The sequence below is a fragment of the Rubrilithobacter danxiaensis genome (assembly GCF_047272945.1).
GTDB classification, from domain to species: Bacteria; Bacteroidota; Bacteroidia; order Sphingobacteriales; family Sphingobacteriaceae; genus Rubrolithibacter; species Rubrolithibacter danxiaensis.
The window spans coordinates 1-9,357 of the sequence record NZ_JBKOPS010000022.1 but is presented as its reverse complement, the minus strand read 5'-3'; the positions used below and the strand labels follow the sequence as shown (position 1 = coordinate 9,357).

General features: G+C 36.1%; 12 protein-coding genes. 3 read left to right on the top strand and 9 right to left on the bottom strand.

Going from position 1 to position 9,357, the window contains the following annotated elements; all coding sequences use genetic code 11:
- Nucleotides 1-219 precede the first annotated feature (219 nt).
- The 9 genes from ACLCDL_RS17640 to ACLCDL_RS17600 all read right to left on the bottom strand — a co-directional run bounded on the left by ACLCDL_RS17640 (nt 220) and on the right by ACLCDL_RS17600 (nt 6,910).
- Complete coding sequence (locus ACLCDL_RS17640; RefSeq protein WP_423149736.1) at nt 220-642, bottom strand: hypothetical protein; 423 nt, start codon at nt 640-642, stop codon at nt 220-222.
- 701 nt (nt 643-1,343) lie between these two features.
- Complete coding sequence (locus tag ACLCDL_RS17635) at nt 1,344-2,333, bottom strand: lysozyme inhibitor LprI family protein (RefSeq protein ID WP_423149735.1); 990 nt, start codon at nt 2,331-2,333, stop codon at nt 1,344-1,346.
- A 183-nt stretch (nt 2,334-2,516) separates the two neighbouring features.
- Complete coding sequence (locus ACLCDL_RS17630; RefSeq protein ID WP_423149734.1) at nt 2,517-3,389, bottom strand: hypothetical protein; 873 nt, start codon at nt 3,387-3,389, stop codon at nt 2,517-2,519.
- A 217-nt stretch (nt 3,390-3,606) separates the two neighbouring features.
- On the bottom strand, nt 3,607-4,098 hold the full coding sequence (locus tag ACLCDL_RS17625; protein ID WP_423149733.1) for a DUF305 domain-containing protein: 492 nt from the start codon (nt 4,096-4,098) through the stop codon (nt 3,607-3,609).
- Between the two features lie 188 nt (nt 4,099-4,286).
- Nucleotides 4,287-4,694: a DUF1801 domain-containing protein gene (locus ACLCDL_RS17620; protein WP_423149732.1), complete on the bottom strand. Its 408-nt coding sequence runs from the start codon at nt 4,692-4,694 to the stop codon at nt 4,287-4,289.
- A gap of 190 nt (nt 4,695-4,884) precedes the next feature.
- On the bottom strand, nt 4,885-5,406 hold the full coding sequence (locus ACLCDL_RS17615; protein ID WP_423149731.1) for a hypothetical protein: 522 nt from the start codon (nt 5,404-5,406) through the stop codon (nt 4,885-4,887).
- 180 nt (nt 5,407-5,586) lie between these two features.
- Nucleotides 5,587-5,793 carry a GDCCVxC domain-containing (seleno)protein gene (locus ACLCDL_RS17610; RefSeq protein WP_013631656.1) on the bottom strand — a complete coding sequence of 69 codons (207 nt, stop codon included), beginning with the start codon at nt 5,791-5,793 and terminating at the stop codon, nt 5,587-5,589.
- The gene (gene merTP / locus ACLCDL_RS17605) at nt 5,790-6,389 is read right to left on the bottom strand and encodes a mercuric transport protein MerTP (RefSeq protein ID WP_013631655.1); all 600 of its coding nucleotides are present in this window, start codon (nt 6,387-6,389) and stop codon (nt 5,790-5,792) included. The genes ACLCDL_RS17610 and merTP overlap by 4 nt, the downstream gene beginning before the upstream one ends.
- 188 nt (nt 6,390-6,577) lie before the next feature.
- Nucleotides 6,578-6,910 (bottom strand): DUF7957 family protein, encoded by a 333-nt coding sequence (locus ACLCDL_RS17600; RefSeq protein WP_423149730.1) that lies wholly within the window; start codon nt 6,908-6,910, stop codon nt 6,578-6,580.
- 1,022 nt (nt 6,911-7,932) lie between these two features.
- On the opposite strand from ACLCDL_RS17600, the gene ACLCDL_RS17595 reads away from it, so the two are divergent.
- From ACLCDL_RS17595 to ACLCDL_RS17585, 3 genes are all read left to right on the top strand, one after another.
- Nucleotides 7,933-8,409, top strand: coding sequence for a hypothetical protein (locus ACLCDL_RS17595; RefSeq protein WP_423149729.1), 477 nt, complete (start codon nt 7,933-7,935; stop codon nt 8,407-8,409).
- Nucleotides 8,410-8,457: 48 nt separating this feature from the next.
- The gene (locus ACLCDL_RS17590) at nt 8,458-8,940 is read left to right on the top strand and encodes a hypothetical protein (RefSeq protein ID WP_423149728.1); all 483 of its coding nucleotides are present in this window, start codon (nt 8,458-8,460) and stop codon (nt 8,938-8,940) included.
- Nucleotides 8,941-8,988: 48 nt separating this feature from the next.
- Nucleotides 8,989-9,357, top strand: a 369-nt coding sequence (locus tag ACLCDL_RS17585) for a hypothetical protein (RefSeq protein WP_423149727.1), incomplete at its 3' end; no start/stop codon positions are given.

Genomic DNA, 9,357 nt, shown 5'->3' with positions numbered 1-9,357 from the left:
TCAGATATTAACAAAAGAAAAAGAAGCAAAAAGAAAATTTCTAACAACAATAACGGTAGTCAATATTCTGTGATATTTTGTTATTGTAAATCTAAAGGCTGTTGCGGCATTAATAGCACGTCACTTTCAAGCCAGCACTAATGTAATAGAAAACAGTGAAATAACAGATACCACGGAAGCCAGCAATAGAAACAAGGTGGTGTTAGTGGTAGTTTTTCTTTAGTCCACCATGATTTTCTTTTCGGTCAATATATCGATTCCAAAAAAGCCTTCTTGAATCGTCACATTGACTGACTTATATTTTTCAACCTCGAAGTCGCATGGGAATATAAGTTCTTTATTTAATCCTTTAATATTTACATCTACGTAAGGTACGGCACAACCACTCTTTCCCTTAGCCAAATGCCCATAGTTTAATGCTTTTACTTTTATCTGGGTTTCGGCACCTGTGGGAAAATTGTAATTGATTATCATCATTGCGCAAATGACGAGACCACCCCAAGTACAAATATTAAATACCGCGTGTAAGAAGAAATTGGTCGTCTTGTAATACTCAGACAAATAAGTTGAAGTGAACGGTGTCGCTATTAGTCCAGTCAAAAACCAAATGGAAGTTGGAACATACCAATCAATTAAGGTCATTCGATATATGTTTATTTCGAAAACTGTCAGAATTAGTGTTCCAATGAACAGGAAAGTCAAAATTCCATTCACAAGAGTAACCTTTGATTTATTCGACTGGTCAGTGGTAAGGCCTTGATTTTTCAACTTTTTATCAGGTCGTTTATTACGTTAGCTAGGATTTTTTAAAATTACCACTAACGGTTAAGGCTTTGCGAAGATGGCGGATAAAAGCACTTCATTGACGCCCAGCACAAAGCTTTGTTAAATGTAGAAAATTTCGAGAACAACGTCACCCGCCATTTTTGCAAGAGCCTGTGTTAGTGGCTGCAGCTCTTCTTCTGTCACCCTCATGTTGGAAAGCAGCTATCTACTCCATAGTTTTATAACAGTGTCTAGAAGTCCCCAAGCTCCTAGGAGTGTTAAGATAAGACCGCCAAGAAAAAGTTTCAAAGTTGCAGGATACAACATTGTATTTGTGTCTTGTCGATAAAACTTATTTCTCTTAACTAATATAATCCCAACGATTAGGAAGATAACACATAGTACAGGTATTCTCATATCCATGGGAGTAGCTGGTTCTTTTTTGCTGTTGCCACTAACGGTTTCGGGCTTTGCGTTCGGGCGGGTTTCAGAACACAAAACTGTCAACCAAGTACAAACTTTGATAGAAGCACAAGGCTCCAAGTTTGCACGTCACCCCGCCTGACGCAAAACCCGTGTTACCTGCTGGCATATCGTCTTAGGTCTATTGCGTATTCGTTTTTCAAACTTTCAATTTTTTCTTTTGTTGTCGTTGTCAAGCTACCCGCAAAAACTGTCGGATACATGGAGCCACCTTCCACGGCTGATGCGTCTAACTTTGCTTTTACATCCCTGTATTTTTTCCATTCATTTATTGATTGGTCAAGCAAGTCAGCGTCTAATGTTATATAAGAGTGTTCTTTTGACGCTTCTTTAATTGTTGAAATCAATTCTGTCAACTCCTTGTCAGATTGCTCGAATTGTTCCGAAGCGTAATTATTCATGTCAGCTTGCGTTTCTGGCGCATTTGGATAAATCAAATCCCAAATAAAGTCGTTTGTCTGATTTAGAAAAATTTTTGCGCTATTGAAACACCTTAATATTTCATCTTTGTCTATTGGTAAATTGGTAGCAAATTCGTGGCAAAAAATGTGTCGCAACTCAAAAGTCCTTTTAATATCTGCTATTATTTGGTCGCCATTTTCTATGAACTGTATTGAGTTGTCCTTAACATGTTCAAAAATGCTATCTCGTTTGAATTTTTTGATTTGGTCAACGAAGTCAATATTGCCCAAAAGAGAAAGATTTTTGTTTATGTCTTCAAAGTTGTTGCAGGGAAGTATATGAGAAATAAACTCTCCAACAGTAACCGTTTTTGTCTGAATGGCATTAACTATGTCAAAGTCAAATTTTACATTCTGAGCTTGATTAAATTTAACTACATTGTCGCTAAACGGTTTGCCAAAGTCAATACGTTCTTTGTAAACTGAACGGAAAAATGCTTCAAAGCAAGCAACTGTCGCAATAGGAATGTATTTTAAAAGTTCTTTATTAAAGTCGCCATTGTAGTCTAAGTTTTCTTGAAACGCATATTCAATGTCGTTGAGCCTACTGCTATAATCGTGTCGGGAATTAAATTCCGAACGTGATTTTATTGCAGTAATTTCATTTATTAAATTCCGTTTCATTTCTTTCAATTTTGTCTTTCCGGTAGTGTCGTCAATGCTTGCAGGTAACGTTCCGTAGCTACCCGAAGGTGGCGATTTCGAAGCACTTCACTGTCAACCAAGCAGAAACTTTGATAGAAGCACAATGCTTGATTTAACCACTGAACCGCCACTTTTGGGTAGGTGCTGTTACCAGCTGGCATTCTATTCACTTATTAATGTAAACTTAGTTTTCTTTTTAGCTGTCATTACTCCTGTAGCGTCCAAACTCATAATACCGTCATAGGAAATCCATCGTCCTTTGTCAACCGAAAATTCCGCGATAGCCTGATGAGTAAATTTCATCATTGTCTTTTGTTCTCCACCACCACCCATAAAACTTGGAGAATTAAAAGTTCCGTTAACATACTCAACAATGTTGTATTTAATAACTGCTATTGTTTCTCCATTATTTTTTTTAATGTCTGTCAATGTAACCTCATTGATTTTATAAGAACTGTCACAACTAAAGTTTTGGTCGTTTGCAATTAAGTTAATATCAATTTTCCAAGTGTCGCCAATTTTCAAAGGTTTTGTCGGGAGTTCAAAGAATGTCGAGATTAAATTCTTTTGATTGCTTTTTACCCAAAAACTATGAATACCACCTGTAGCATAAACCGAACCTCTAAGCATCACGCCTTGGTTCATAGACTGCATCATTTTTAACATTTCATCTTCTTTGCTGTCTTTTGAGTCTTTGGAATTTTCTTTAGATTTTTCCTTTGGTCTAGTTGTCATTACAATGTCAATAATGCCGTCACCCTTATTAGAAAGAGTAGAAACAAAATCTATATTCTGCATAGATTGATTTAGCTTCTTAAAAATGTCTTTGGTTTCTGATAACCCTTTCCCTGTGCTATCAGAAAATGATTTGAAAAAGTTTCCAAAATCCATTTCAACTTTAGAAGTATCAATGTCGCTCATAACTGTCAGATAGTTAATTTTTTCTTTTTCTCCAATTTTCCATTTAAGGTCGATTGTTTGTCCAAAAGATGTAATGGTCAAAAGTCCGAATATAATTGTCAATAGTTTTTTCATTGTGTTGCTGTCGTTATTTATGCTTGCTGGTAACGGTTTGGCGCTTGGCGAAGAACCGGATTTCGAAGCGCTAAACTGTCAATCTAGTACAAAAGTTGATACGAAGTAGAATATTCCATTAACCACTGAACCCGCTTTTTTGCCAAACGCCTGTTATCTGCTGGCATTCTTGACTTCTATTGCTTTGGGCACTAATTTCAGGTTGTCGTCTCAAAAATTATTTGTCGGACTCCAACCTTTTGATATATTCTTTCATTTCTGCAATTTCCTTTTCTTGTGCCTTTATAATTCCATCTGCCAACTTTCTTACTTCAGGGTCTTTTATATCTGCCCTTTTACTTGTGAGTATTGCAATTGAATGATGCGGAATCATTGCCTTCATATACAATACATCACCTATTGGAGTTTGCGTTCTGACCAATGTTAAAGCACATACAAAAAGAATTAAACTACCTAAAAGTATGGCAATATTCTTTTTCTTGTCCTTGTACATCATTTTCATAAACAGTAGCATAATCACCGCCATTGCGGAGATACCTAAGCAAGTCATATAAAATCGTGTAAGGCTAAAATATACGTGGTCTATTTCGTAGGTATTAAAGTACATTGTTATATACATTGCTATAAATGATGCAAACAACATCAATAAAAATTTCGTGTAGTGATTTTTCCCTTTCTTGGCTTGGTTCATTTCTTGATTATTTTCCATTTTATGTCTATTTATTGATTTATGCTGTTTGTTTCGTATGCTTGCCGATAACGTTTCGGGTATTGCCGAAGGCGGAGATTTTTAGCACAAAAGTTCATTAGAAGCCCTAAAGTTGAACCTTGCGCAAATGCCCAATCGAAGCACTTCAGCCCCGCTTTTGGCAATACCTTGTTAGCGGTTCGTTGTTTTTATTTTGCAGCATTAATCCACTTCTTGACAATTTCTGTCAAAGCCGGTTTAGCATTTTCTAAGTCAGTCAAATTCTTAAAAGTGGCTACAGCTCTATCATTCTCTTTCCAAATCAAAAATTTAGAATTGTCTTCAATTAATTTTTCCTTGGGCTGTTCTTGTTTTTTAGCTCCCCGGTGAAAGATAATTTGAATTTGTTTTGTAGTTGGCGGTTGTATCCGCATTGTAATCCTGTCTTCGTTGTCAAAACAATAATTTGGTCCGTTCCATTTAATGTTTTCGGTCAAATTGTCGTCTGATGATAGAATGCAAATTCTTAACTGTTCGATTTCTGTTCTAAGTGCGTGATTTTGCTCGTCTAAGAAATCTGTTACCTCGCTGTTTAGACTATTTATTTGCTTCGTCATTTTGTTTGTTTTTAAAGGCATTTTCCGCCAAATTAAGTTGTGATTTGTCGTTCTTACAATGACCGCTAACGGTTAAGGCTTGTTGCTGTTGCGACATTAATTGCACGTCACTGTCAAGACAGCACTAATGTAATAGAAAGCAGCGAAATAACATACACCACCCAAACCAGCAATAGCAACAGAGCCGATGTTATAGGCTGGCTTTCATGTATGTCTTGAGTCTTCTTGCCGCTCGATATGTTAATCCAAAGTCAATGAAACCTTTTGCGCCTGCTTGGTCTACACCCTGTGCGTTCAGTAAAACCTTCTCCTCATCTATATATATGCTTAAGTCCACCTTATTAAAGAAGACATTTCTGTATCTGCATCTAATTAGGTCGTTAGTTATTGTTTGATTTTCAACTCTTAGATTCGATAAGTATCGGTTTATGATTTCCAACTTTTCGGATTTCGGTTTGTCAGAGCTGATATACACAACTTCATAATCCTTTGAAATTCTCCAAAATCCATATAGTCCGGGAAGAATAAAAATTAGAGGTAGCAATAAAATCTTATATTTTTCCAGCCCTCGCTCATGGGAAAAACCATCAACATAAATTCGGTAGGCAAAAAACAAACCAGCAGCGATAAATGCTATACACGTTACGTAGTTTAGCGTGTCGTCAAACTTGCTTGGTCTTCTTATTGTGTTTTTGAATTGGTCGTAGGTCATTTTAAGCTTGCCTATAACGGTTTACGGCTTTGCGATGTGGCGGCATTTTAGCACAAAAGTTCAATAGAATTACTGATGTTGAATCTTGCACAAATGTTTCATAGTAGCACTTCACCCGCCATATTGCAAAACCGATGTTATGCGGTCGGCTTTCGATTTCAGTCAGTTTTATCATTGTCTTTAACAGCAATTTGTCCCGGCTTGAATGGATGGACATTTCACTGTTCCATAGCTACAAAATACACAACAGTCGCCCTGTTTTGGCTTTAATACCTTTTTGCAGCTTTCGCACTCGTAAAAATATTGGCAAGCGTCTGTCGGCATAGTTTCTTCTTTCTTATGTCCACATTCAGGGCAAGTGATAGTTGATTGCAGGATTATGTTCATTTTATTTCTTTTTTGTCGGTTACGGAATAGCCTGTTTTAGTTATGGCTTTTTCTATCTCTTGAATGTCGGTTTGAGTTCTATCAAATTCTATGATTGCGTTGCCGTTGTCGTAAGAAACATTCGTCTTAATTATTCCTGTCAGTTTATTTACTTCGTGATTTACGTTTTCTTCACAACCTGCACAAGTCATTCCGTTAATTGTAAATTCTGCTGTTTTAATGTTTGATTGGTCGGTTATGATTGTTTGACTTTCTGTCTTTGGAAAGAATATGTGGACATAACTTGGAAACGCAAGCATCAGTCCTGCAAAAACTGTTACGAAACCCAAAAACTTTTTTGTCTGAATAAAGGGTGTTTTTTCAGTTGTGTCGCAGCAGTCAATTTGTTTTTGAGGTTTCAGTTTTTGATACCAAGCAAACGCAAGAACCAAAACTGTCAAGCCAATTAAATATGGTCTGAATGGGTCAAGCCAAGAGAAAGTAGAAGCAAGTCCACTTGTTCCAGCCAACAGAGCCAAAACAGGTGTAATGCAGCATAGTGATGCCGAAATTGCTGTCAAAAGTCCAAGTCCTGCAAGTTTATTATCTGATTTCATTTTCTTACTGTCAATGTCGTTGGTTGTTGTCTTTTAAGCTGCCGCATAACGTTAAGTGTTTATATTGTGCCCAATGAAGAGCACTTCATTGTCAAGCCGCACTGAGGTACTTGAAAAGCAAAGAACTTCAAGAACCACGTCACACGGGCATAATATAAACATGGTGTTAGGCAACGTTAATCTTTCTTTCACTTAATTAATTCTGTCGATAATACGATTCCTGTCGCTGGTTCAATTTTCACTTCAATTCCACACCTGTTATAAAGATAGAAGTTTTGGTCTTGAACATAAATTGAAGTATAGTCGTGATTCTCGTGAAACAAATCCAAGTCCTCGATTTGCCAAAGAAGTTCTCCGTTTGAGTTGTAGCCAAAAACATTTTCGCTGTTCCGTTTCTCTTTTTCAATTGGGTCAGTTAGAACAACTACAAAGTCATTAAACTTAATAGCACTCATCACCGTTTGTCCAACATAAATAGGCTGTCCGTTGTCTAGTACGATTGAGTCGGTATGAATTTGCACAGTCTTACTTTTAATGTTGCCTAACGATTGGCTTTACGCAGGACTGCGCAAATATCCGATATAGTAGAAGCTGTCTTTTCCTCTATTATATGTTCTGTCATTTGATGTAATCCTGTCTTAGCCAACATTTACTTACATAGATAATAATTTAACTGCAAATATCAAAAGGAGTAGTGGTTTCTAACTGATAAAGCTTCAAGGCTGAAAAAAAATCAATCTTTAAAGCAATAGAAAGCATTTCGAGAGCTAATCTTAACGGAAAGAAGTACCATCTCTATACCTAATTGTCCCTATTCCTTCGTATATCCCTCCAAATTAGAAGGGTTTGCGCTACTATTGTGTCAAAAAAGGCTTATTTATATCATTTTGTTGCTAAACGTACCTTTTTGCTCGTTTTCATGCTAAACGTACTTTTTTACTTAATTTTGTGCTAAAACCATGCTTTTGCTGATTTTCATGTTAATCATATAAGTATGATCATTTTCCTTATTTTCCTCAAAATTGTATAAAGTTACCTTTATAGAGATAAGTGTAAGAATCTATAAAAAAAGGAAAAGACTGATTTAGCTTTTAAAGAATTAGCTGAAGCCTCCAGCTATTTTGTCTATACCAAAATAACTTAATCCTCTCTTAGCCTCATATAACATCCTCATTTTATTTTATCCCCCCCGGTACTCGTAATTTTACGGCGTTATCTATATATAAAATTAACTCTGTCTTAAGCGCATAGCTCCAGCTCAGATATAAGCCCCTGACCTTCATTCTGAAGGAATGTAAAAGATTTTATGTTAGTCGATCTGAAAGATAGGCAACCAATCCCATATTTTCACCTACTCGAGAAAACCCAAACTCTCATCATAATCTATACTAAGAATAGTGCCTGAGTTTCCCAGACTCATTAGCTTCTAAAGTAAATACTCACTTCTCAACCTATTATTTTATAAGCTAAAACTGCTTTCATTACTCTTTCAGATCACTTTCCTGCAAATCAACTCCCTTCAAGCAATCAAAATTCAACTCTTATGAACTATTTACAAGCAATTCACTTACCTGATCGCCAAAAGGTACGCAACCACGAAATCAAAAAATGCTATTTCAAGATTATAAAAGAGATAGCAGAACTATCAACAAGTTTTAAATCAGAGAATCTCAGAACACGGATAGAAATTGATCACAAACAAAATCAGAACGCTCAATCTGAGATTTATGAAGTGCTGACAGATTACATCTACCTCTGCTTAAATGCTGATAAGCAAGGTCATTTTTCTATTGCTTATGCTCTGAATGATTGTGCTTCTGTCTACTTGGGCCAAGCTCTATATACTCAGGTTATCCGTATTCTTTATAAGCTAACTGCATCTTCAAACGCGAATGTGAACATTGAGGATTGCCTTCAGGTATTCCCATACTATTCTGAGGTCTTTGATGATGCCAGGAATATTGTAAGGAATAAGGAGTACAACTACTACAAACAAATCATTGAAAATAAGGGCCTCTAAAGGTCCTTTTTCATTTAATCAATTCTATTCACTTAAAAATCTATTATTATGACTGTAAAAACACAGGACGAAGAAGTCCAATTAGCGCAAAACCTTAAAGCAAGGAACAAAGAAGTTGAAAAATCTTATCATCAAATCACACAAGCTGTAAAACCTCTACTTACTGTATTTGAAAGTAAGAAGTATAGAACCTGCATCGAAGTGAATCATGCAAAGAGTGGAAAAGATACCAATCTGGATCAGGAATTCATTTGCTTCTTCTGGAACTTAACTCTTGCGACTAATAAAGCAGGATATAAAATGCTGTACTTCACTTATGATGAAGATGCACTGGCTAAGTTTGGAGCAAGAATGTACAACAAAGCATTAAGACAGCTTTACAAGCATACGATGTTCGAAGCTACTAAACTGAATATTGAGGATTCTGTAAGGCTAAACAATCCTGCTAACGTACAATCTTTCTTTATTAACAGATTAGCGAATGGTGAGAATGACTTTATTTCTATTAGCATAGAGGAGAAAGTCAACTGATAATTTAAAAGCTTACTTCGGTAAGCTTTAGCTTCTAAAATATATACCATGAAACAAAAGGAATTTTTTAAACCAGAACCAATTCGTCCAGAGCCAAAAGAATTCAACTATCCTGGAAGACTACGCAAGAATCATGTTAGAGCACAGATACCAGGAAGTTCAAATATTTTAATGCATAACAAGACTACTGAGAGTATCTATAAAAGGGTTCTTAAGACAGCTAGAGATCTTCATATCAGCTCATCAGATAAAACATTAAAAACAGTATTTGAGAAGGACTCAAGAGGAGATAGGAGCACATTTGATGAAATGGAGATATTTGTTTCTCCCTGCTTCTACTTCAGATTAAGCTGTGATTTCTTACTATACTATCAGATTGAATATGCATTCTATAATTGTCCATTTGAGGATGAGATT

Excerpts from the sequence above, each read along its gene's own strand:
- ACLCDL_RS17640 (WP_423149736.1), bottom strand. The coding sequence starts at position 642 with ATGACCTTAATTGATTGGTATGTTCCAACTTCCATTTGGTTTTTGACT.
- ACLCDL_RS17635 (WP_423149735.1), bottom strand. The coding sequence starts at position 2,333 with ATGAAACGGAATTTAATAAATGAAATTACTGCAATAAAATCACGTTCG.
- ACLCDL_RS17630 (WP_423149734.1), bottom strand. The coding sequence starts at position 3,389 with ATGAAAAAACTATTGACAATTATATTCGGACTTTTGACCATTACATCT.
- ACLCDL_RS17625 (WP_423149733.1), bottom strand. The coding sequence starts at position 4,098 with ATGGAAAATAATCAAGAAATGAACCAAGCCAAGAAAGGGAAAAATCAC.
- ACLCDL_RS17620 (WP_423149732.1), bottom strand. The coding sequence starts at position 4,694 with ATGACGAAGCAAATAAATAGTCTAAACAGCGAGGTAACAGATTTCTTA.
- ACLCDL_RS17615 (WP_423149731.1), bottom strand. The coding sequence starts at position 5,406 with ATGACCTACGACCAATTCAAAAACACAATAAGAAGACCAAGCAAGTTT.
- ACLCDL_RS17610 (WP_013631656.1), bottom strand. The coding sequence starts at position 5,793 with ATGAACATAATCCTGCAATCAACTATCACTTGCCCTGAATGTGGACAT.
- merTP (WP_013631655.1), bottom strand. The coding sequence starts at position 6,389 with ATGAAATCAGATAATAAACTTGCAGGACTTGGACTTTTGACAGCAATT.
- ACLCDL_RS17595 (WP_423149729.1), top strand. The coding sequence starts at position 7,933 with ATGAACTATTTACAAGCAATTCACTTACCTGATCGCCAAAAGGTACGC.
- ACLCDL_RS17590 (WP_423149728.1), top strand. The coding sequence starts at position 8,458 with ATGACTGTAAAAACACAGGACGAAGAAGTCCAATTAGCGCAAAACCTT.